The sequence below is a fragment of the Sphaerospermopsis torques-reginae ITEP-024 genome, from assembly GCF_019598945.1.
Lineage (GTDB): Bacteria > Cyanobacteriota > Cyanobacteriia > Cyanobacteriales > Nostocaceae > Sphaerospermopsis.
The window spans coordinates 3,508,893-3,531,639 of record NZ_CP080598.1 but is presented as its reverse complement, the minus strand read 5'-3'; the positions used below and the strand labels follow the sequence as shown (position 1 = coordinate 3,531,639).

The 22,747-nt window shown below is 38.1% G+C and carries 24 protein-coding genes; 11 read left to right on the top strand and 13 right to left on the bottom strand.

The features are described from left to right. Position 1: 1 nt before the first annotated feature. The 3 genes from zwf to fbp form a co-directional block, all read right to left on the bottom strand. Positions 2 to 1,531 carry a glucose-6-phosphate dehydrogenase gene (gene zwf, locus K2F26_RS16430; protein WP_220608666.1) on the bottom strand — a complete coding sequence of 510 codons (1,530 nt, stop codon included), beginning with the start codon at positions 1,529 to 1,531 and terminating at the stop codon, positions 2 to 4. Positions 1,532 to 1,709: 178 nt separating this feature from the next. Further along, positions 1,710 to 2,855 (bottom strand): transaldolase, encoded by a 1,146-nt coding sequence (gene tal / locus K2F26_RS16425; RefSeq protein WP_220608665.1) that lies wholly within the window; start codon positions 2,853 to 2,855, stop codon positions 1,710 to 1,712. A 195-nt stretch (positions 2,856 to 3,050) separates the two neighbouring features. Continuing rightward, positions 3,051 to 4,088, bottom strand: coding sequence for a class 1 fructose-bisphosphatase (fbp, locus tag K2F26_RS16420; protein ID WP_220608664.1), 1,038 nt, complete (start codon positions 4,086 to 4,088; stop codon positions 3,051 to 3,053). A gap of 374 nt (positions 4,089 to 4,462) precedes the next feature. Between fbp and K2F26_RS16415 the strand changes: the two genes are divergently transcribed. After that, complete coding sequence (locus K2F26_RS16415; RefSeq protein ID WP_220608663.1) at positions 4,463 to 4,753, top strand: nucleotidyltransferase family protein; 291 nt, start codon at positions 4,463 to 4,465, stop codon at positions 4,751 to 4,753. An 87-nt stretch (positions 4,754 to 4,840) separates the two neighbouring features. On the opposite strand, the gene K2F26_RS16410 is transcribed toward K2F26_RS16415, so the two are convergent. Beyond that, positions 4,841 to 5,134: a hypothetical protein gene (locus K2F26_RS16410; protein WP_246605393.1), complete on the bottom strand. Its 294-nt coding sequence runs from the start codon at positions 5,132 to 5,134 to the stop codon at positions 4,841 to 4,843. A gap of 161 nt (positions 5,135 to 5,295) precedes the next feature. Continuing rightward, positions 5,296 to 6,471, bottom strand: a complete 1,176-nt coding sequence (gene rnc / locus K2F26_RS16405) for a ribonuclease III (protein WP_220608662.1) — start codon at positions 6,469 to 6,471, stop codon at positions 5,296 to 5,298. A 102-nt stretch (positions 6,472 to 6,573) separates the two neighbouring features. On the opposite strand from rnc, the gene K2F26_RS16400 reads away from it, so the two are divergent. The 4 genes from K2F26_RS16400 to gatC all read left to right on the top strand — a co-directional run bounded on the left by K2F26_RS16400 (position 6,574) and on the right by gatC (position 9,504). Next, positions 6,574 to 6,873 (top strand): glutaredoxin family protein, encoded by a 300-nt coding sequence (locus K2F26_RS16400; RefSeq protein ID WP_220608661.1) that lies wholly within the window; start codon positions 6,574 to 6,576, stop codon positions 6,871 to 6,873. 32 nt (positions 6,874 to 6,905) lie between these two features. Continuing rightward, the gene (locus tag K2F26_RS16395) at positions 6,906 to 8,414 is read left to right on the top strand and encodes a UDP-N-acetylmuramoyl-L-alanyl-D-glutamate--2,6-diaminopimelate ligase (RefSeq protein ID WP_220608660.1); all 1,509 of its coding nucleotides are present in this window, start codon (positions 6,906 to 6,908) and stop codon (positions 8,412 to 8,414) included. Between the two features lie 127 nt (positions 8,415 to 8,541). Then, positions 8,542 to 9,063, top strand: a complete 522-nt coding sequence (locus tag K2F26_RS16390) for a photosystem I assembly protein Ycf3 (RefSeq protein WP_137669138.1) — start codon at positions 8,542 to 8,544, stop codon at positions 9,061 to 9,063. A 150-nt stretch (positions 9,064 to 9,213) separates the two neighbouring features. Next, on the top strand, positions 9,214 to 9,504 hold the full coding sequence (gatC, locus tag K2F26_RS16385; protein WP_220608659.1) for an Asp-tRNA(Asn)/Glu-tRNA(Gln) amidotransferase subunit GatC: 291 nt from the start codon (positions 9,214 to 9,216) through the stop codon (positions 9,502 to 9,504). A 326-nt stretch (positions 9,505 to 9,830) separates the two neighbouring features. On the opposite strand, the gene pirA is transcribed toward gatC, so the two are convergent. Then, the gene (gene pirA / locus K2F26_RS16380) at positions 9,831 to 9,986 is read right to left on the bottom strand and encodes an arginine synthesis PII-interacting regulator PirA (RefSeq protein WP_437441057.1); all 156 of its coding nucleotides are present in this window, start codon (positions 9,984 to 9,986) and stop codon (positions 9,831 to 9,833) included. Between the two features lie 105 nt (positions 9,987 to 10,091). Here pirA and K2F26_RS16375 point away from each other — a divergent pair, with 105 nt between their 5' ends. The 4 genes from K2F26_RS16375 (at position 10,092) to dprA (ending at position 13,790) form a co-directional block, all read left to right on the top strand. Continuing rightward, entirely contained in the window at positions 10,092 to 10,889 is a 798-nt protein-coding gene (locus K2F26_RS16375; protein ID WP_220608658.1) for an SAM hydrolase/SAM-dependent halogenase family protein, read from the top strand. A 113-nt stretch (positions 10,890 to 11,002) separates the two neighbouring features. Continuing rightward, on the top strand, positions 11,003 to 11,194 hold the full coding sequence (locus K2F26_RS16370) for a hypothetical protein (RefSeq protein WP_220608657.1): 192 nt from the start codon (positions 11,003 to 11,005) through the stop codon (positions 11,192 to 11,194). 671 nt (positions 11,195 to 11,865) lie between these two features. Next, positions 11,866 to 12,543 (top strand): DUF2301 domain-containing membrane protein, encoded by a 678-nt coding sequence (locus K2F26_RS16365; protein ID WP_220608656.1) that lies wholly within the window; start codon positions 11,866 to 11,868, stop codon positions 12,541 to 12,543. Between the two features lie 53 nt (positions 12,544 to 12,596). After that, positions 12,597 to 13,790, top strand: a complete 1,194-nt coding sequence (gene dprA / locus K2F26_RS16360; RefSeq protein WP_220608655.1) for a DNA-processing protein DprA — start codon at positions 12,597 to 12,599, stop codon at positions 13,788 to 13,790. A 74-nt stretch (positions 13,791 to 13,864) separates the two neighbouring features. On the opposite strand, the gene psb28 is transcribed toward dprA, so the two are convergent. The 6 genes from psb28 to K2F26_RS16330 form a co-directional block, all read right to left on the bottom strand. Beyond that, a complete protein-coding gene (gene psb28 / locus K2F26_RS16355) occupies positions 13,865 to 14,236 on the bottom strand; it encodes a photosystem II reaction center protein Psb28 (protein ID WP_220608654.1) in 372 nt (123 codons plus the stop codon). A gap of 110 nt (positions 14,237 to 14,346) precedes the next feature. Further along, positions 14,347 to 15,978, bottom strand: coding sequence for a serine hydrolase (locus K2F26_RS16350; protein WP_220608653.1), 1,632 nt, complete (start codon positions 15,976 to 15,978; stop codon positions 14,347 to 14,349). A 187-nt stretch (positions 15,979 to 16,165) separates the two neighbouring features. Beyond that, on the bottom strand, positions 16,166 to 16,912 hold the full coding sequence (locus K2F26_RS16345; protein WP_220608652.1) for an RNA methyltransferase: 747 nt from the start codon (positions 16,910 to 16,912) through the stop codon (positions 16,166 to 16,168). A gap of 84 nt (positions 16,913 to 16,996) precedes the next feature. Beyond that, on the bottom strand, positions 16,997 to 17,494 hold the full coding sequence (locus K2F26_RS16340; RefSeq protein WP_220608651.1) for a DUF29 domain-containing protein: 498 nt from the start codon (positions 17,492 to 17,494) through the stop codon (positions 16,997 to 16,999). 119 nt (positions 17,495 to 17,613) lie between these two features. Next, entirely contained in the window at positions 17,614 to 18,234 is a 621-nt protein-coding gene (locus tag K2F26_RS16335) for a GIY-YIG nuclease family protein (protein WP_220608650.1), read from the bottom strand. A 52-nt stretch (positions 18,235 to 18,286) separates the two neighbouring features. Further along, positions 18,287 to 19,396 carry an S-(hydroxymethyl)glutathione dehydrogenase/class III alcohol dehydrogenase gene (locus K2F26_RS16330; RefSeq protein ID WP_220608649.1) on the bottom strand — a complete coding sequence of 370 codons (1,110 nt, stop codon included), beginning with the start codon at positions 19,394 to 19,396 and terminating at the stop codon, positions 18,287 to 18,289. A 330-nt stretch (positions 19,397 to 19,726) separates the two neighbouring features. Between K2F26_RS16330 and K2F26_RS16325 the strand changes: the two genes are divergently transcribed. Both K2F26_RS16325 and rimM read left to right on the top strand, forming a co-directional pair. Beyond that, entirely contained in the window at positions 19,727 to 21,010 is a 1,284-nt protein-coding gene (locus K2F26_RS16325; protein WP_220611916.1) for a valine--pyruvate transaminase, read from the top strand. Positions 21,011 to 21,041: 31 nt separating this feature from the next. Then, positions 21,042 to 21,710 carry a ribosome maturation factor RimM gene (gene rimM, locus K2F26_RS16320; protein ID WP_220608648.1) on the top strand — a complete coding sequence of 223 codons (669 nt, stop codon included), beginning with the start codon at positions 21,042 to 21,044 and terminating at the stop codon, positions 21,708 to 21,710. 45 nt (positions 21,711 to 21,755) lie between these two features. On the opposite strand, the gene K2F26_RS16315 is transcribed toward rimM, so the two are convergent. Continuing rightward, positions 21,756 to 22,655: a sugar kinase gene (locus K2F26_RS16315; RefSeq protein ID WP_220608647.1), complete on the bottom strand. Its 900-nt coding sequence runs from the start codon at positions 22,653 to 22,655 to the stop codon at positions 21,756 to 21,758. Positions 22,656 to 22,747: the final 92 nt, after the last annotated feature.

The following is a 22,747-nucleotide window of genomic DNA, read 5'->3' as shown; positions in this document are numbered from 1 at the left end:
TCTAGAGTCTGCGCCAACGGCGGCCGTCTTGGTTGATTAATAATTCAGCTTCTGCTGGTTCCCAAGTACCCGCTTCATACTGAGGAACAGTGGCGGGATCTGCGGGTAAGTCCCAAACAGACAGCGCAGGTGTAACTACACGCCAAGCAGCTTCTACTTCGTCAGATCGGGTAAATAATGTTTGGTCGCCCATCATACAATCTAAAAACAGGCGATCATAGGCATCAGATGTGGCCTCAATCCCAAATGAACCATAAGTAAAGTCCATATCCACAGAACGGGTGCGGAAGTCACCACCGGGCATTTTCACATCAAAACGGAGAGAAATACCCTCATTGGGTTGTATCCGCATGGTTAAAATATTGGCGTTTGCTTGTAATGCGGCAGAGGGGAACATTCTGGAAGGTACTTCCCGGAAGTGAATGGAAATTTCACTCACTTTTTTCGGCATCCGTTTCCCTGTCCGCAGATAGAAAGGTACACCTTGCCAGCGCCAGTTATCCACCACAAATTTCATCGCTACATAGGTGGGTGTGGTGGAATTGGGATCAACTCCTGGTTCTTCTCGATATCCAGGAACTTTTTCTCCTTTCATCCAACCGGCGCTATATTGTCCGCGAATGGCAGAACGGGAAAGGTTATTGACATCTGCTAAACGAGTGGCTTGTAATACTTTCACCTTTTCTGTACGAATACTGTCAGCATCCATTGAGTTAGGTGCTTCCATTGCGGTTAAGCAATACAACTGCATGAGGTGGTTTTGCAGCATATCCCGCAACGCCCCGGCACTTTCATAATATCCGGCTCTGTCTTCTACACCGACGGTTTCAGCTACGGTGATTTGTACGTGATCCACAAATTGCCGATTCCATAATGGTTCAAAAATGGCATTGGCAAAACGGAACACTAACAGGTTTTGTACTGTTTCTTTACCCAGATAGTGGTCAATGCGGTAAACTTGGTTTTCTTTACAAACCTTCTGGACTACTTGGTTGAGACTTTGCGCCGATGCTAAATCACGCCCGAAGGGTTTTTCGATAACGAGACGGTGTTTGTACGGATCATCTAACATTCCTGCCCCTCCTAGCTGTTTAATAGCTTCGGGGAAGAAGTTGGGAGCGACAGAAAGGTAAAACATCCGATTTCCCCGTGTTCCCCGTTGGGGGTCGAGTTCAGCGAGAAAGTTTTTCAGTTTTTGATAGCTTTCGGGGTTGTCAATATCACCGGAACAGTAAAATAAACCCTTGGAAAAGTCTTGCCAGAGTTCTCCCAGTTCGACTTTGCTGTGAGCTTCCCGCATTCCTTTTTCCATCTGTTCCCGGAAATAATCATGAGTCCAGTCACGACGGGCAACACCAACAATAGTGGTTTCTGGAGGAATGCGTCTTTCCCGACGGAGTTTAAATAATGCAGGTACGAGTTTACGCCAGGTTAAATCCCCTGACGCGCCAAAGATAACAATAATTTGGGGTTCGGCCATCCCCTGTTGTTGTAAACCAACCCGCAAGGGATTTTCTAACAGACTGACCATAAGGATTTTGGATTTTAGATTTTGGATTTTAGATTAGGGGACAGGTGACAGGTGACAGGTGACAGGTGACAGGTGACAGGTGACAGGTGATTATTGAATTATCAACCTCCCCTGCTTCCCCTGCTTCCCCTGCTTCCCCTGCTCTCTTCCCTGTTCCCTGTTCCCTGTTCCCTGTTCCCTATACTGGTGACAATACCTTGAGTTTCTCTTCTAAAGAGTTCATTAGGGACTGGAAGGGTTTAACAAACTTGTCAATACCCTCTACAAGTAGTTCTGACATCACTCCATCGAGATTGATATTGATGTCAGGATCTTTTAAGCTTTCGATGAGGTTTTGAGCTTCTGCAACTCCTGTTTCTAAACTGTCACTCACATGACAATGATCAGCACAGGCTTTAATAGTGTCTGGTGGTAGGGTGTTTACTGTGTCATGTCCGATTAATTCGTTAACATACATGACATCGCTGTAACTGGGGTCTTTGGTGCTGGTACTTGCCCACAGTAGACGCTGCACTTTTGCCCCTTTGGCTGCTAATGCTTGCCACCTATCACTGGCAATTATATTTTGATATTCTTGATAGGCGATTTTTGCATTGGCGATCGCAATTTTTCCTCTTACAGCCCTAAGTTTTGCCTCAAAGGTAATATCATCAACGCCTTTCTGTAATTTGCTATCAATCTTGCCATCAATGTTGGTATCAATCCGACTCAAGAAAAAGCTGGCTACGGAAGCAATTTTGCTAATGTCTTTACCTTCACTTACCCGTTTTTCTAAACCCCGAATATAAGCCCAAGCTGCATTTACATAACTTTCTACTGCAAACAATAGGGTAATGTTAACGTTAATTCCTGCGGCTATTGTTGCCTCTACAGCAGGTAAACCAGCTTCAGTTCCCGGAATTTTAATCATCACATTTTCCCGTCCAATTTCTTGGAAATAGCGACGGGCTTCATCTATTGTAGCTTGGGTATCATGGGCTATGGTTGGTGGGACTTCAATACTCACATAACCATCAACTCCATTGGTGGCATCATAAACAGGACGCAAAATATCACAAGCATTGCGGATATCTGCAAAAACCAGAGATTCATAAATTTTGTATGTGGGTAAACCAGCACGCATCCCCGCTTCAATATCCGCATCATAAATGGCATTACCAGTAATTGCTTTTTCAAAGATGGCTGGGTTGGAGGTAATACCAGAGATTCCTTGATTTTCTACTAGGTTTTGCAGTTCCCCTGATTGAATAATGTCACGGCTTAAATTATCCATCCAGATACTTTGACCGTGGTTTTTGATCTCTAATAAATGATTGGTTGCCATAACTATTTTTTAACTCCTATAACGGTGTTTTTGAGCGTAGGTGAGGAATGTACTTAGTGAATTGGTAATTAATCCAACTAACCGCTACACTACTCAAACTACTATCGAAACAACGCTAGTCCTGCATTCCAATCCCAGAGTGCCAATGTTTAGCTTTGATTACTGGCCATACTAAATGCTTTTACTAGATTTTGGCTACTGACCTTTTTGAATAAATGACTCGACTTTGGCTACATCCTGTTGACTACCAATAATTAACGGTGTCCGTTCATGTAGTTTGGTTGGTACTACATCCAAAATATCCTCTGTTCCATTACTAGCGCGACCTCCAGCCTGTTCTATCAAATATGCTAAAGGTGCAGTTTCATACAGTAGTCGTAATTTACCTTCTGGTTTTTGTAATGTACCAGGATAGAGAAATACACCACCCTGAACTAAAATTCTGTGAATATCGCTCACCATCGCCCCACTATAACGGGCAGTATAACCTTCTGTACGATGAACATAACGAATATACTCTCTAAAGGATTCTTCCCACTGCCAGAAATTTCCTTCATTAACACTATAAACAGCACCATGTTCAGGAATTTTGACGTTTTCTTCTGTGAGAATAAATTCTCCTAAACTGGGATCAAGGGTAAAGAAATGTACACCTTTACCAATACTGTAAACTAGCATGGTACTTGGTCCATAAAGAATATAACCTGCTGCTAGTTGTTTCCTTCCGTTAGCGAGTAAGTCTTTAGCTTCACCATCTAAGTCTGTTCCTTCCTGTTGACGGATGGAAAAAATCGAACCTAAGCTTAAATTAATATCTGTATTAGATGAACCGTCAATGGGATCGTATAATAGGGTATAACGTCCAATGGGGCAGTTTTCGGGGATGTAATAAGGTTTTTCCATTTCTTCCGAAGCCAAGCGACAAACTAAGCCACTTTGCTTAAATACGGAAATAAACACCTCATTTGCATAGACATCCATCTTTTTTACAGATTCACCTTGGACATTCACTTCTCCAGTGAAACCAAGAACATCTTCCATTAAACCTGCACGGGTAAACCGTCTGGCAATCAGTTTACCAGCTAAGGCGATCCGATTCATTAACGCACTCAAATCCTGGGCATCGGGTCCAAAACTCTGGAGTTGTTGCAGTACATGACGGGATAAGGTTGTACAATCTCGGTCTAAGGCTTTATCGGTGGATAAATCTACAGGTTTTGATACTGAAGTCATTTTAGTTACTGCCTGGGATTTTGCTGTGAGTCCATGTTTATCTATGGCGGTTTTTAGCCACTACTTCTATCTTAGAAAGGTATTCGGATAACTTAAATGTGATTTTAGATAAACTAAAGAATTTCTCGTTCCCAGTCTCCGGCTGGGAATGTTGTCATTGAGTCTCTGACTCACAACCATGTAAAATAATGTTGATAGTTTTTGTCTGAATCAGGATTTCCAGGATTTGAGGATTTACAGGATGTGATTTTAATGATTTTTATCAGATATTCTTCTAATCTCAGAGTGGTAAAGAGACAAGTTTAAAAAACAATTTGGGTATCTAAGTGTGATTTTAGGTTACAATAGAAGTAGTGATTTTAATAAATGAATTTATGGGAATTAAAGAAGTATTACTGCCATTTCGTGAGGAAATATTACAAATTGCTGCTAAATATGGAGCTTATAATCTACGGATTTTTGGTTCAGTTGCTAGAGGTGAAGCAACACCAGATAGTGATGTAGATTTTTTGGTGGAACTAGAACCACATCTCAGTTTATTTGATTATATCGCCTTAACTCAAGATTTGGCAGTATTGTTAGGGCGTAAAGTAGATATTGCTGAACCTGAAAACTTACATGATTTAATAAAAGAGAAAGTATTAAGTGAAGCTGTACCATTATGAAAGATGAACGTTTATATCTAAGTAATATTAAAGAATGTATTGAACCTGTGTATCTATTTCTGCAAAAATTTCTCTTAGTTCAGGTTATTATTTCCAAATTCCAAATAATTGATTTAATCTTTTTAATTTTTCTTCATCTGTCAACATTGATTTTGTGTCTTGTTTTCTATAAACAGATAAGTTTATATCTTCAATCATTTTATCAACTAATTCTGCATCATCCGACCATTTACCAATAAATGAATCATTGATAATTTCTGGTTGCGTTAGTTGCTCAATCATTGCTTTAATGAGATCGGAAAGTTGACAATGATGAGTTTGGGTTAGCTGTTGTATTTTATCATACGTTTCTTGATCGAGTTCTACTTCTATTTTTTTCATAATTCTTTACCATTTAAATATAGATTTATTGTTATTATACCACAAGCATACCTGTCTTTACTATTAAAGTTAACTAAAGTTAAAAATATTCTCTCTATTTAGTCATCTTTAGATGACTTCAGATATAAGACTGGGAATTTATTCCCAGTCGGCACTTACATTCATTCTAGGTTACGCAAAGCATTTATCGCTGCTTGTTTTTTTGCATCTTTTGTATTCTTACCTTTACCTTGACCGTAGACTTTACCATTTATTTTGACTTGGATAGTAAACTCTTTATCGTGATCGGGTCCTGTTTCTTGAACAATCTCATATACAGGTTTATCAAATCCATTTTTTTGTGCGTATTGTTGTAACAATCCTATCGGATTTTCTAAACTCTCTACAGTTATATCTTCAGGAATTTGATGATCAAATATGGCATCAAATAGAGGATATACTAAATCTTGAACAGCTTCAATACCAGAATCCAGATAATACGCACCCATAATAGCTTCAAAAGTAGCACTCAGCAAAGATTCTCTGTTACTACCATCTTGTAGTTTTTCTCCCTTTCCTAATAAAACCCATTGACCTAAATTTAATTTCTTCGCTAGTTTAGCTAATTGGGGATTATCAACTAGCCGTTCCTTTAATTTACTTAATTTCCCTTCAGAAATATCTCCACACTTACTATAAACATAAGCACCTGCTAAGAAACCTAAAACAGAATCTCCTAAAAACTCAAATTGCTCATTATCTTTACTTATTCGCTTTTCGTAGGCATAAGAATCATGGGTTAATGCTCTTTCTAATAACGTCACATCTTCAAAAGGAATATCATTAAGAATAGGTGCTAAACGTTCTTTAAGTCTTATTTCTTGACTAGATAGCTGTTGTGTACGTTTTTGACTACGATTTTGTTCTTGTATTAGGGTTTGAAAAATCTTTTGTTTATATTTTTCAACTTCTTGTGGTTCTTCTGCTTCAATAGCTTGCAATAAACGATAAATACTATCTATTGCACGAAAAGCATCTTCTGTAGAAAATGGTGTATTATGCGCCCATTTATTGCGAATATCAATAATTTCACTAGCAAAGCCTCTTTCAACAGGTGATAAATGAGATTTAAATACTCTGTCCCATCTTTTTGTCATCACGGAAAGTAATGATGATATATCTTGCTTTAACCGTTCTTCTGTAGTTCGTTTTAAATTTGTATCTGGAGATAAGCATTGTCCAGCTTGAGCAAGCCATTGATTAGTATACTCAAGTTTCATTTTCTCTTCAACATAAGGATATAAACCTTGAGAAAGTAATTCGAGGCATTTTCCAATTGCGTCACGGTTATTTAACATATTCCAGATGCAGCTAATCTTAAAAGATTTTTAGATCCATAAAGGCTTAATACAGTTGTATATATAATACAGTTGTTATTATAATGGAGATTACACTGAAAAATGAGGTTAATATTATACAGTAAACCCGGTTGCCATCTCTGTGAAGGTTTACAAGAAAAGCTAGAACAAATTACAAGTATTGCTTTTGATTTGGAAATACGCGATATTACGACTCGTGAAGACTGGTTTAATGCTTATCAGTATGAAATACCGGTTTTGTTTTTATCGAACCGCCCAGACGCAGAGGGCGCAGAGGTGTTACATTCTATACCTCGTCTTTCTCCTCGCGCAAATGTTCGGCAGTTGGAACAATTGCTTTTAAAATATATTCCCAATATGGAAAATAATAATGCAGAATAGGCGCAAGGTTAGCTTGTGGCGAGGTGCGATATATGAATTTACGGGAATTGTTGGCGGTTGTTGATGGTGTAGAATGTCCTCAGTCTGGGGATGTGGAGGTTAAGGGGATAAAAACTAATTCCCATGCTTGCGGTTTGGGAGATTTGTTTATTGGGATGCCAGGTACTAGAGTAGATGGGGGTGAGTTTTGGGAGAGTGCTTTAGCTGCTGGTGCTGTTGCTGCTATTATCTCTCCAGATGCGATCGCCAAATATCCACCTACACAGTCAGAAATGGTGATCAGTGCCAGTAATATGAATAAGGTCTGCGCTGAAATTTCTGCGGCTTTTTATGGTTATCCTGGACGAAAGCTCAAAATGGTGGGTGTTACCGGCACGAACGGTAAAACCACAACTACCCACCTAATTGAATATTTTCTCACAAAAGCCAATTTGGCGACGGCTTTATTAGGAACTCTTTACACTCGTTGGCCTGGTTTTTCCCAAACTGCTGCTTTTACTACTCCTTTTGCTGTAGACTTACAACACAATCTAGCTCAAGCGGTTGATGCTGGGTGTGAGTTTGGGGTGATGGAAGTTAGTTCCCATGCTTTAGCACAGGATCGGGTTTTTGGTTGTGCTTTTGAGGTGGCTGTTTTTAGCAATCTCACCCAAGATCATCTTGACTATCACAAGGATATGGAAGATTATTTTGGGGCTAAGGCTTTGTTATTTAGTCCTGATTATCTCCAAGGTAGAGCAATTATTAATGCTGATGATGAATATGGTAAGCGTTTAATTGCTGGTTTAGGAAAAGAACGGGTTTGGACTTATAGCGTTAATAATAATACTGCTGATTTGTGGATGAGTGGTTTAAATTATCAGCCAACAGGTGTTAGCGGTATTTTACATACTCCTAAAGGTGATGTCGCTTTTAGTTCTCCTTTGGTGGGACAATATAATTTAGAAAATCTTTTAGCTGCTGTGGGTGCGGTTTTACATCTGGGTTTAGATTTACAATTAGTTGCAAAATCTATACCTGATTTTCCAGGAGTGCCGGGAAGAATGGAACGGGTGCAAATTAGCGATAATCAAGATGTTAGCGTGATTGTAGACTATGCCCACACTCCTGATAGTTTAGAAAATTTACTGAAAGCAGCACGTCCGTTTATACCAGGAAGAATGATTTGTGTGTTTGGGTGTGGAGGAGATAGAGACAGAACAAAACGCCCGAAAATGGGTAAAATTGCCGCAGAATTAGCTGATATTGCGGTAGTAACGTCAGATAACCCCCGCACAGAAAACCCTGATAAGATTTTAGAGGATATTTTGGCAGGTATTCCTGATGTTGTGCAACCGGTGGTAATTGGCGATCGCGCTACAGCTATCCGTACTGCTATCCTAGAAGCTCAACCCGGTGATGGTGTATTATTGGCAGGTAAAGGCCACGAAGATTATCAAATTTTAGGTACGGAAAAAATCCATTTTGATGATCGAGAACAAGCACGGGAAGCTTTACAGTTGAGAGGAGTCAGGAGTCAGGAGTCAGGAGTCAGGAGGTAGGGGAAGTGGGGGAAGTAGGGGAAGTAGGGGAGATAACACCCCAGTCACCAGTCACCAGTCACCAGTCACAAGTCACCAATCACCAAAAATCAGCTAGATTAACTTATAGGATAAGAAAGGGGCAAATATGCCAAGAACACAGAAAAACGATAACTTTGTTGACAAGTCTTTTACCGTTATGGCAGATATTATTCTCAAAATACTGCCAACTAACAAAAAAGCGAAGGAAGCATTTGTATATTACCGTGATGGTATGTCAGCACAAGCTGAAGGCGAATATGCTGAAGCTTTAGAATATTATGAAGAAGCTTTATCTTTAGAAGAAGACTCTAACGATAAGAGTTTTATTCTCTATAATATGGGTTTGATTTATGCTAGTAATGGCGATCATGAAAAAGCTTTAGAATTTTATCATCAAGCAATTGAATTAAACCCCCGTCTACCCCAGGCTTTAAATAATATCGCTGTAATTTATCACTACAAAGGTGAAAAAGCTAAAGAAGAGGGTGATAATGACGCTGGTGAAGCGTTGTTTGATCAAGCCGCGGATTATTGGATTAGAGCGATTCGTCTAGCTCCTAATAATTATATTGAAGCACAAAACTGGTTAAAAACTACCGGGCGATCGCAAATTGACGTATTCTTTTAATTTGGTAATGGGTAATTGGTAATTGGTAATGGGTAATTGGTAATTGGTAGTTAGAAACAACTCTTTTCTGTCACCTGTCACCTGTCACCTGTCACCTGTCACCTGTCACCTGTCACCTATTCCCTATTCCCTATTCCCTATTCCCTGACTATGATAGATCGTGAACAAGTCCATAAAGTTGCTAACCTCGCTCGGTTAGAATTAACACCAGAGGAAGAAGCGCAATTTTCCACCCAACTCAGTAGTATTCTAGAGTATGTCGAACAACTGAGCGAACTTGATGTTGCTGATGTACCTCCCACAACTAGAGCTATTGATGTTAGCAATGTCACAAGAGAAGATAAATTACAACCCTATCCTGATCGAGAAGCTATTCTCAGCAGCGCACCTGAACAGGAAGGAGATTTTTTCAAAGTTCCTAAAATTCTCAATGCTGATTAAACAACAATTAACAATTGATAATTGACAATTGATAATTGTTTAATTCAAGGTTTAAACCCTCCCCTTTCAAGGGGATAAAACCCAAAAAAATCCGCTTTTTCAATATTCTTCCTCATTGTCAATTGTTCATTGTTAATTGTCGATTATTGAAAAACTACCAAAATTAAACAAATTTTAGGAAGTTTCAGGGGAATTATCTTTCCCTGGTTTTTTGTTTAGTCTTGATTTTACGACCCCATAAAAAAACCTGCTTTCGCAGGTAAACACACAACCAAACTAAAAAGCCTAAAAAATTAACATGAATAAACATCAATATTGAAAATACTTCATTGGTAATAAGCTTGTTCAGCTTCTAACTGACGAATCAAATTTTCATCACCTTGAGATTTTGCCACCTGTAAACGATGTTCAACGCTTTTTTTCATACTTTGTCTGTGTGCTTCTTCAGCTTTTTGAATTGCTTGTAGTCTATTTCTACTCATTGCCATAATTTTTACCTTGATACTCTTGATTTTGATGTCATGTTTTGATAACATACCACGTTTTTGTAGTTGTTGTTACAGAAAATTGTTAATAATTGTAAATCTATGAATCAAGTAAATATCTTGACTTTGTTAAGTGATTTTGGATATAATGATGTATATGTCGGAGTAATGAAAGGTATAATTTGCCAAGTTAACCCAAATCTAACCTTAATAGATTTAAATCATCAAATTCCACCGCAAAACATCGCCGCAGCTAGATTTTCCTTGATGAATGCTTATCCTTACTTTCCCCAGGGTACGGTACATTTAGCGGTAGTAGATCCGGAAGTAGGTGGTCAAAGGAGAGCGATCGCCCTAAAATTAGAAAAAGGTTATCTTGTTGGACCAGATAACGGCATTTTTAGCGGTATAATTGCTGAAAATCCGGTAATTACAGCAATAGAATTAACAAACTCTGAATATTGGCGAATATCTCAACCTAGCAGCACTTTTCACGGTAGAGATATTTTCGCACCTGTCGCGGCACATTTAGCAAGTGGTGTATCTCTGCAAAAGTTAGGCAGGGAAATAAATCCTGAAACTTTGGTAAAATTAAATATTGCAAAATGTCAAATTATAACTAATGGTGTAGCAAGTTGTATTCAATATATAGATCACTTTGGTAATTTAATCAGTAATATCCCTGGTAGTTTTGTGGAGGGTAAAACCTGGTGTGTAGAAGTTCAGGGTTTGCAAATACCAGGATGTGCAACTTACAGTGATGTGGAAGCTGGGGAAGTTTTAGCTTTGGTTGGTAGTCATGGGTGGGTAGAAGTTGCTGTAAATAGCGGTAATGCACAGATACAATTGCAAATGAAATATTTAGATAATTTACAAGTCTTGTTTTTGGAAGATTGTTAATTTATACTTAAAGGGTAGTTTCGCGCCAAGGCGCTAAGGAGCAAAGGCGCAAAGGAAGAAAGGAAGAAATTGTTTTGATTGATGTATAAAATTACTGTCTACTAAAAACTAATATGAAAGGAAAATTCTCAACAACTCTTATTTTATCGTCTTTACTGGCTTTAGCTACCACTGTCAGTATCAGTAAACCTAGCTATGCAGGTGGTACTAGATTTTATTGTGATAGAGTTGGTGGTGAATATTTCACTTTTGCACGCACAGAAGACGGGAGAAAATATCGGGTGATGAAATGGACATCCACATAATTTCCCGCACCTCATAATCCTCAAAACAGATGTTATGAAGTATCATCAAGATTTTAGGCTACACAGATTCCCACTATAATATTATGATAACCGAAACTAGAAAAATGTCAAGGGGTTTTTGAGGAATATTTTGATAAAATCTCACTGCCAACAGATCCTTAACTTCTTTTATTTCCTCTTGAGAGAAATTACTAAATATGGGAGCATCCCAAATGTGTAAATCTTTTTTGATCTAACGGTAAAAATGATCCAATGAACTGATATGATTGAACCGCAAAGGACGCAAAGGACACAAAGGTAAGAGAGTTTAAGATATTTTTTGGTGTTGCTGCGGTTATTTTTTCAAAATTGGGATGTTCCCCTAAATATGGTAAGAAGTCGGGAATCTAAAATCCTGTAAATCCTCTAATCCTGGACATCCTGATTCAGACAAAATCCCATCCTAATTATTTAATTTCTATTGATTAAATTCTTTAAAGTCCCCCTTTTTAAGGGGGATTTAGGGGGATCTAAAAGTTTTTGATACCCCATGAGTGACTTTTAAAAGATACTCTGAAAAAGGGGGGCTAAGATAAATTATGCAAAGATGGGGTTTTTCATGCTGTAAAAATTCACAATATCATACTAGAATAGCTATAGCAGTCAGTTAAAAATATCCTCTATTATTGAATATGACGACACAATCAATATCAACCCCAGAACCACAACCTACAGCAGAAGTATATCAAGGACAGTTTGGAGAATTTACTATTACTAAGAGCGATCGCATCGGTGTGATCATCTATCGTACCAGTTTAATGATAGCAGCAATTAGTTTTGCAATTGCTAGTAATTTAGCTTTATTTTATGCAGATAAACCTTTAGCAATTCAAGCTATTACCCCTCTTTACACTTGTTTTATTTTAGCATTAGGAGTGAGTTTATTAACTATTCACATATACATGAAATTACTACACCAAATTCTACAACTTTTCTGGATAATTGGTAGTATTTCCGCTTTGATTTTCGCACATTTGGATAATCAACCTTTTGCCATTACCATTTACAACCAACCACTAACTTTATTTGGTGTCGGTTTTACTTTTGCTGCTTTAACAGGTATTTTCTTTAAAGAAGGATTTTGTTTTAATCGGTTAGAAACTAAAATCTTAACTCCCCTTGTTCCCCTTTTATTATTAGGACATTTAGCAGGAATTTTATCAACCCAAGCAGAACAGGTTTTATTAGGAATTTGGGTAATTGCTTTTTTAGTCTTTGCTTTGCGGAAAACAATACAAAATATTCCCGCAGATATTGGTGATAAGTCGGTTTTTGAGTATTTGAGAAATCAAAGATTAGCAAAGGGTTAAAGATCAGAATATCTCACGCAAAGACGCAAAGACGCAGAGGTTGATTTTTTAAAATGTCTACTAGAGAAGAACGCAAATATTGGTTAGCTTGGTCGCAAATTTCGGGTATTGGTCCCATATTATTACAACGATTACACCAGCATTTTGGTCAATTAGAAAATGCTTGGAAAGCTAGTCCTGCGGAATTAAGAAAAATCGAAGGTTTTGGTTTTCAAACTTTAGAAAAAGTTGTTCAACAAAGAAGCAGAATAAACCCAGAACAATTACTGATTTCACATCAACAAATAAACCCCAATTTTTGGACTCCAGGAGATCCAGAATATCCGCAATTATTAAGGGAAATTCCCACACCTCCACCAATTTTATATTATCGTGGTGAAGTTGATTTACAAGAAAATTCAGGAAAAAAACCCTTAGTAGGTATTGTGGGAACTCGTAAACCTACAGAATATGGCATAAAATGGACTCGTCAAATTAGTACCGCTTTAGCTAAAAATGGTTTTACTGTGGTTTCGGGAATGGCCGAAGGAATAGACACGGAAAGTCATACCGCAGCAATGAAAGCGGGAGGTAGAACTATAGCGGTTATGGGAACTGGTGTAGATGTTATTTATCCTTATAAAAATAAAGATTTATATCAACAAATTTTAAAATCTGGCATAGTAATTAGTGAATATCCCGCGAAAACTCCACCTAACAGGACTCATTTTCCTCGCAGAAATCGCATTATCGCTGGTTTAAGTCGTGCAGTATTGGTGATGGAAGCGGGAGCAAAATCAGGTGCTTTAATAACTGCAAATTATGCAAATGAATTTTGTCGTGATGTGTACGCTTTACCGGGAAGAGTTGATGATGAACCATCTCAAGGATGTTTAAAATTAATTAGTCAAGGTGCAGGTTTAATAAATCAACAATTAAATGAATTATTAATTATGTTGGGTGCTATTCCCCAAATAGATGTAGAAACTCCTCTTTTTAATTCTGTTCCTTTATCTCAACCAACTCAAACTAAATTAGAAACTTCTAAATTAGAAACTCCTAAATTACAAACTTCTAAATTAGAAACTCCTAAATTAGAACCAGAACTACAAAAGGTAATAGATATTTTAGCTGTTGAATCTTTACCTTTTGATTTTATTGTGCAGAAAACAGGTATGGATGCGGGTTTAGTTTCTAGTTCTTTGTTACAGTTGGAATTAATGGGTTTAGTCTCCCAACTTCCCGGAATGAGATATCAGAAATTGTAGGTGACAGTTGACAGGTGACAGGTGACAGAAATAAATCTACCAATTATCAATTATCAATTATCAATTATCAATTATCAATTATTTTCCCCATATTCCATTCCGTTTGCATCGGCGTAACGGTGCAAAAAACGCATGATTCTTTCAAAATGATCTTCTCGTTCTACTTCAAATTTACAATCTACCCGTTTTAATTCATCTCCTTCATCTCCACCAAAAATAAACTTTGTTCCCGTAGGAGTAACGCGAATTTCTCCTTCTTCATCTGTTAATAATAGGGAATTTAAAGACTGTTTTGTAAAACTATTAAAACCGGATAAAGCTTTTAATTGTTCAAATTGCATAACTACAATCAGTTTACCAGTGCGGGTTTCCCGTCGTAAACTCACGTTACTCAGTTCTTCAAATAAACCTGCAAAAAATTGAATTGATGGAAGAGTAGATGTCATAATTAATTGGTGATTGGTAATGGGTAATGGGTAATGGGTAATGGGTAATAGATTAATCTAAAATCCAAAATCCAAAATCCAAAATCTAAAATCTAAAATTCCCCTGACTCCTATCTTGGTGGATAATATTGTGGAGTCATTATAGGAGCTTGATAAGTTCCCATTGGTACATTATTAACCATCCCATTAGGTGGTATTGGATTCATTACTTGAGGTTGAATGAAAGGTTGAGTAAAAGGTTGAATTGGTTGAATTGGTTGAACTGGTTGAACTGGTTGAACTGGTTGGACTGGTTGGACTGGTTGAACTGGTGGTTGAAAACTTGTTGATGGTGGATTATTTGTAGGAGTGCGGGGTGTGACATTCGTTTGACTAAAGTTTTCGTAAGCTGCTTTAGAGATAGAACGGATCAGTTTTTCCGCAGCAGGATCATTATGGGGACGTTGTACCATGACAGCAGCAATGTAACGCTTACCGGTGGGAATATCAATTAAACCTGCATCTCCTAACATTGTGCCAATATCACCGGTTTTATGATATGCTCTTGCTCCTTCTCCTAACCCAGAAGGTATGAGAGTGTCTCTTTCTGTGCGACGCATAATATCTAACATTAAATCACGCGATCGCATACTGACTAAATTACCTTGATTCACTTTAGCAATTAAATCTGCTAATTCTCTGGGAGATGTGGTATTTGTACCTTCTAAATCTGGTAAAATATTACGAATAACTGTAGTTGTTAATCCCCAACTGCGAAAACGCCCATTTAATACTTCCTGGCCTCCCAATCTGGTAATGAGCATATTTGTCGCAGTGTTATCACTGATGACCATCATTTTTGTGGCTACATCCAACGCCGTGTGTTTACTACCTACAGGTTTGGTACGCAAATCCCCAGAACCTCCTGCAACCATTTCTTTTTCCATTGTCAGCATTTCATCGAGGCGAATTTTTCCGGCATCGACATCTTGGAAAAAAGCTACTAAAATCGGAATTTTGATGGTGCTGGCAGCGGAAAAACTAGCATTACCATTAATATCTACATAACCACCTGTGTCTAAATCTACCATGAAAACCCCAGGGGTTAGATTTGGGTTGGCTGTAGCTAGATTTTGTACAGTGGTTTTTAAAGGTATAATTTCTTGTGACAAAGATAAGCCAGCAGCAGAGGCTTGATTATTAGAGGATTGGGTGATATTTGTCCCTGATGCGGGGACAGAAGTGGTGGTGATGCGATTAGCAGGGTCTAAAATTGACAAAACAGTGCCAACAATTGCACCTAGCCCAATGCCGATAATCAACAACCGCAAGGTATACAATATGGTTTTAGCCATTGGCTTTAACCGCGTTTTCCGCGATGGTTGTCTTTGTATTTTCAGGCTGCCTTGCTTTTGTATACGCAATGTTTTTGGCTTCGCAACCACTTGTGGCATTTTTTCCTTGGGTTTAGGGATGGGTTTTACTGCTGTCGGTATGACTACTTTGGTTGATGGTCTTTGCCCCCCAGTCCCAACATTGGCAGAACTGATATTATGATTTAGCCGTGTTAATGCCACAGTTTCGCCTTTGTTTCCGCTCTGTTGCTGCTTCTTGACCGCTTTTTGTCTTGCCTTTTGGGGTTGCCTTTGAGCTTGACTTTGAGCTTGTTTTTGATCTTGGTTTTGCACTGGACGCGGACGGCGACGACGCTGGGTAGGTTGTCGCCTTGAGACAGCTATTAGTTTGTCACTTGATTCTGACACTGCTACTCCTTGTTACCCGCTCGACTGTTTTGTTTGTCAACATTCGACCCAAAATTAATTATATTATGCACCTTGATACTCAGATCGCCTTCTGGGACTAAGTAGCATTTTGCTGTTTAGTGTAAGTCATAATTAATCCTTTTGGAAGATGATATCTGAAAATATACTTCCATCATACTCCCTAGTTTTAGATTTGACTGTGATTTTTAATTGCCCATTGCACTTGTTTGATAATACCTCTGAGCATAGCAACTTCCGTGGTTTGCAGGTGGGCGCGGTTATATAAATGGCGGAATTTTTCCATGCGACTGGCTGCTGTGTGAGGATAAAGATAACCTATAGCAAGTAGTAGAGATTCTAATTCTTGATAGTAAGGTTCTACAACATCCAAAGGTGCTATTTCTGTAGTCGGTGTTTTCTGTGTGATAAAATTTTCCGCTAGTTGTGATAATTCGTAACAACAGATTGACACCGCCGTGGCTAAATTTAATGATGGATATTCGGGATTTGTAGGGATAAATACTAACTTTTGGGCATAATTTATTTCTTGATTGGTTAATCCCCGATCTTCTCTACCAAATATTAATGCTGTGGGTTTTTCTGGTTCTGCTAATAACCAGGGGAAAGCGTTACGGGGATTTTCTAAGGGTAGTTCTCCGTTATAATCTCTCCCGATGGTGGCGATCGCACGGGTACATCCTTGTAATGCTTCTGGTAAGGTGTCTACTACAACCGCATTTTCTAAGATTTCTTTGGCGTGAATTGCCATTTTTAAGGCTTCAAAAGATAGGCGATCGCACTGGGGATTTACTAATATTAAATCAGATAAACCAAAGTTTTTCATCACTCTGGCAATTGAACCTACATTTAATTCTCCTGCTGGTTCTACTAAGATAATTTTTATTTTCGATAAAGTTGTTTTTTCTGTTGTCATAAAATATCAAGGAGTCAGGAGTCAGGATTCAAAGGATAATTTAACCCAATTACCAATTACCAATTACCAATTACCAAACAAAGTTTATTTCATTAAATCATCTTGTGCAGGTTCACCGGGTAAAAAGCTATCTTTGAGAATTTCATCTAAACTGTAATTACATTGTTCTGGAAAAGTTGAAAATGGTAAATTAGTTTCTCCTGATGCTAAATCTCTGCCATTTTCATAAGCCTCACTCATCAATATTTCTAGTTGAGATTTTAAACTAGGATTTTCCTGTAATAATTTTATAATATCCCGTCTTTGAATGCGAATTGTTGCTAACCAACTACGGCTGCGTTTACCTGGTTGAAATTCCCATTTTAATAAATGTCCGATTAAAATACTTAGACGGTTTCTTAATTCCTGTTTTTCTTTTTTACCCAAAGATTCAATTTCCTCTATTAAGTTTGATATATCTAAATCCTGCCATTGTTGGTGACGTAGAAGGTTAGCTTGTTTTTGAGTCCATTGATAAAAGTCACTTTCATAGAGATTGTTTTTCAGGTTTGCTGCGGTTGGTTGAATTTTCGGGATTTGCATAATCAAAACCTGGTTAACTGTAATAATTATACTAACTATAATGATAGTCTGGTTTGATATTTGAAAAGAATGTAGAGTGTGTTAGCAATAGCGTAACACACCAAAATAACTAGAAATAATTACTCAGTTTCACCATAAATTTCGTTGTATATCTCATTCAAGTGCATACCGTTATAAGTCCAGTGAGAATTTGGAGCAACGCTATATCCAATCCCAAGAATTTGGCGTGTAGCGGCAGTTAACGACATTTCCTCCTCACCGAATTTAACTTTCTTTGGAGTAACCACAGTGACGAAATCATCGGAATGAACTGACTTTAGTTCAGAACCAATAGGGATTCCCATTTCTTCAAAGTTTAGATTCGGTCTACGATTTTTCATTTGTTGAGCAGCCGCAATTGACTGTTGATCTATATTACTGGGCTGTTGCACAACTTCCTTAGTTGCGTCTTCATGAAGTAGCTGTAAGATAGCAATTGCTTGACTTGGCTCAATTTGAAAGAACTCACGCTTTGGATTAATTCTATAGGGAGAAAATGCAATGTGAAGTGCCTTTTCAACTTCCTCAGCATTTTTGACCTTACAGGCAAATTCCAACTCAAATGGAACTGGAACACCTGTTGTATAGAGTTGGCCAATGCGGGTATTAGCATCATTTTTTCCAGTATAACCGATTTTCACTAACCCTGGCATTGCTGGATTTGTAAGGACATAAACAATTTTTAGGTCTTCCATTTCCATTCTATTTTCCTTTCAATAATTTATGATTCATAATTTACCCATTACCAGAAATCTAAAATGTCACTACACTTCTTATTGATTCCCCTCTGTGCATTAAATCAAAAGCATCATTAATTTTTTCAATGGGCATAACATGAGTAATTAAATCATCAATATTAATCTTTCCATCCATATACCAATCTACAATTTTCGGTACATCAGTCCGCCCTCTTGCACCACCAAAGGCTGAACCTTTCCACACTCTTCCAGTAACTAATTGAAAAGGACGAGTGCTAATTTCTTGACCCGCACCAGCTACCCCAATAATAACACTTACTCCCCAACCTTTATGACAACATTCTAATGCTTGACGCATAACTTTTACATTACCAATACATTCAAAAGAATAGTCCGCACCACCTTTTGTTAAATCTACTAAATACGCAACTAAATCACTTTCAATTTCGTTAGGATTGACAAAATGTGTCATGCCAAATTTTTCAGCTAAGGCGCGTTTTTTGGGATTAATATCTACACCTACAATCATATTTGCACCCACCATTTTTGCACCTTGGATGACGTTTAAACCTATTCCCCCCAAACCGAAAACTACCACATTTGCACCAGGTTCAACTTTAGCTGTATTAATTACCGCACCTATTCCCGTTGTTACACCACATCCGATGTAACAAACTTTATCAAAAGGCGCATCTTCCCGAATTTTGGCAACGGCGATTTCTGGTAACACCGTATAATTAGCAAAGGTGGAAGTACCCATATAATGGTGAATCATGTCACCAACTATACTAAATCTACTCGTACCATCGGGCATTACTCCCCGTCCTTGGGTAGCGCGAATTGCTTGACAGAGGTTAGTTTTAAAGCTTAAACAATAATCACACTGGCGACATTCAGGAGTGTATAAAGGAATTACATTATCTCCGGGTTTCACACTTTTGACACCTTCCCCTACTTCCACAACCACACCAGCACCTTCATGACCTAAAATAGCGGGAAATAAACCTTCTGGATCTGCACCGGAAAGAGTATAAGCATCAGTATGACAAACTCCACTGGCTTTAATTTCTACTAATACTTCCCCCGCTTGTGGTCCTTGGAGTTGCACGGTTTCAATAGTTAGCGGTTTACCTGCACTGTAAGCGATCGCTGCTTTCACTTCCATTATTCACTTCTCCCCTAAATTAACTGATCTAGAGTTTATCTCACCCAGATCCCCGACTTCTTCAAGAAGTCCGGGATCTATCCCCACTTGTCAATTTTTCTTTTGTATAGTACATTAGTACCTATCACAAGAGAAACCCCCCAGTCTCACAAACTGGGGTTTTATTATTTACTTCTGACTCCTGACTTCTGACTCCTGACTCCTATTCCTAACTAGCAACTTGGGTTATTATTTTTGAATGTTTTTTCAATGATTTTCGGGTACGGTGATTCGCAGATTTTGTTAAAATCTAAATCTCAATAACAATTTCCTTATTTTGTAACAAACATGATGAAACCTGCCCTTACTAAAATCGGCGCTCAAATGTCTAACTTAACTGGCGTAAGAGCGATTATGAAAGATATTAATGAAACTCTCCGAGCCAATCAGGGGCAGGTATTGTATAATTTGAGTGCGGGTAATCCCCTGATTTTACCAGAGGTTGAGCAGTTATGGCGTGACTGTACCGCAGATTTGTTAGCTAGTTCTGAATATGGTGAGGTTGTTTGTCGTTACGGTTCTTCCCAGGGTTATGCACCGTTTATTTCGGTGATGGTGAAGGATTTTAACCAGCGTTATGGTTTAAATTTAACAGAACGGAATATTTTAGTTACTGCTGGTAGTCAAACTATTTATTTCTACGCTGCTAATGCTTACGGTGGCTATACTGATGATGGGGATTTAAAACAAATTGTTTTACCTTTAAGTCCAGATTATACTGGTTATGGTGGGGTGAGTTTATGCCCAGAATCGTTAATTGCTTATAAACCGACTTTAGATATTGATAGCGCGAATCATCGCTTTAAGTATCGTCCTGATTTTAGCCAACTTTCTATTAATGAAAATACTGGTTGTGTGATTTTCTCTCGTCCTTGCAACCCTACAGGTAACGTTTTAACTAATGATGAGGTTGAGAAAATCGCCGCTTTAGCTGCACCTTATAATGTGCCGGTTTTAATAGATTCTGCTTATGCGCCACCTTTCCCGGCTTTGAATTTTACAGATATGACACCTGTGTTTGGTGATAATACTATCCATTGTATGAGTTTATCAAAGGCAGGTTTACCAGGGGAAAGACTGGGGGTAGCGATTGGTGATGAAAAACTGCTGCAAGCTTTAGAGTGTTTCCAAACTAATGCAGGTATTCATTCTTCTCGGTATGGTCAGGCGATCGCAGCTAGAGCGATAGAATCAGGTGCATTAGCGGATATTGCAGAAAATGTCATTAGACCTTTCTATCAGCAAAAGTTTGAGGTATTAGAAAGCACGTTAGCAGCAGCTATGCCTAAAAATTTACCTTGGTTCTTACATCGTGGTGAAGGGGCGATTTTTGGCTGGTTATGGCTGCAAGATTTACCGATCACCGACTGGGAATTTTACCAGGAATTAAAGAAAGTCGGTGTGATTGTTGTTCCTGGTAGTGGTTTCTTCCCTGGTTTAAAGGAGGAATGGGAACATAAACATCAATGTCTGCGTATCAGTTTAACTGGTAGTGATGAGGAAATTACTATCGGTATGCAGCGTTTGGCTAAGGTAGCAGAACAGGTTTATCAACGTGCAGCGGTTGGTGTGTAAGAAGGCAGAAGATACGATTTAAGAGGATTTAATGAACCACGAAGACACGAAGGAAGCGAAGAAGAAGAAAGAGAAGAGAAGGAAGGGTAAAGGGGAGGTGAGTATAAAATCTTCCCCAGTCACCAGTCCCCAGTCACCAGTCCCCGATCTTGATGATTGGATAGAAATTGGTAAAATTGTTGCTCCTCAAGGTTTGGGTGGGGAAGTGCGGGTTTATCCTTCTACTGATTTTCCTGAACGGTTTGAGGAGGCGGGTACTCGCTGGATGTTGCGGCCTGGGGAGAGTGAACCGCAAGCGGTGGAGTTGTTACAGGGGCGGTATGTTGAAGGTAAGAATTTATATGTGATTAAGTTGGAGGGGGTGAGCGATCGCACTGCTGCGGAAGGTTTACGAGATTGTCGGTTGTTTGTTCCTATTAGCGATCGCCCTCAATTGGAAGAAGGGGAATTTCATGTTATAGATTTGATAGGATTGTCTGTTTTCATGCAGGAATCTGGGGAGTTAATCGGAACTGTTGTAGATTTATTACCTTCTGGTCATGATTTATTAGAGGTGAAATTTGATCCAGCTTTTGATGAAAAGAAGGCGGAAAAAACTGTTTTAATTCCTTTTGTGATGGAAATTGTTCCTGTTGTTGATTTGGAAAAAAAACGGATTGAAATTACTCCTCCTGTTGGTTTATTATCAATTAATGATTAGCAGTATTTAATCAAAAATTCTTGTGGGGTAGCTAAGATGTCTACCCTACTGATCAATTGATAATTGACAATTGACAATTGATAATTGTTTCATCCAACGACGTGAACCAAAATATTTACAAGCTTCCGCAGCAATATTACTTGCTAATTCTAAGGATTGAGGAAAGTTATTTTGTAGAATATAATGACAAAAAGCACCATGAAAAATATCACCCGCTCCCAATGTATCAACACTTTGAATTTTAGGAACATTGATAAAACCTCTGGTTTGATCAGTTAAATATTCAATTTGTTTTTCCCCATGAGTAATAGCAATGTGCGGAATTTTAAAACTTTGCAAATACTGAAAAACATCTGCTTGATTTTTGCAGTCTGGAGGATAAAAGTTAGCTGAACAAATAGCATAATCTACAAAAGGTAAAATTTCTGCAAAACCTGCTTTCCAACTTCCTCCATCAATGACAACAGGAATATTTTTATTTTTATTTTTCGCTTTTTCGGCAATAATTTTACTTACTGCCATTTGATGTCCATCAATTAAAACAATGTCAATATTATCTAATATATTAGCAGGAATAGAGTTTATATCAGCTTGGGTTTTTACAGCATTTATAGAAATTACAGCCCTTTCTCCTGTACCTTGGGTGACAATAATTGAAGATACTGGTGGGGATGTTTCTTTACTTGGTTCTAAGTCAATTATTTTAACTTGATAATTTTCTAAATCTGTAACAATTAATTGTGTCATTGGATGAGAACCCAGAACACCTAAAAGTTGAGATTTATTACCCAAGTAACTAAATGTAACAGATGCGTTGGTTGCTGGCCCACCTGCTGCTACAGTATAATCATTAGCAACTAATTTTTGATTATTCTGGGGTGGTGATTCGGCAAGGTAAATTAAATCTAAAGTAATTAAACCCACAAATAAAGCTGATTTAGTCATTTGTGATTGGTGATTGGTAATTGGTGATTGGTGATTGGGATATTATACAATACTGATTTTACATCAGATTGCAGATGAATAGGTACATAAGT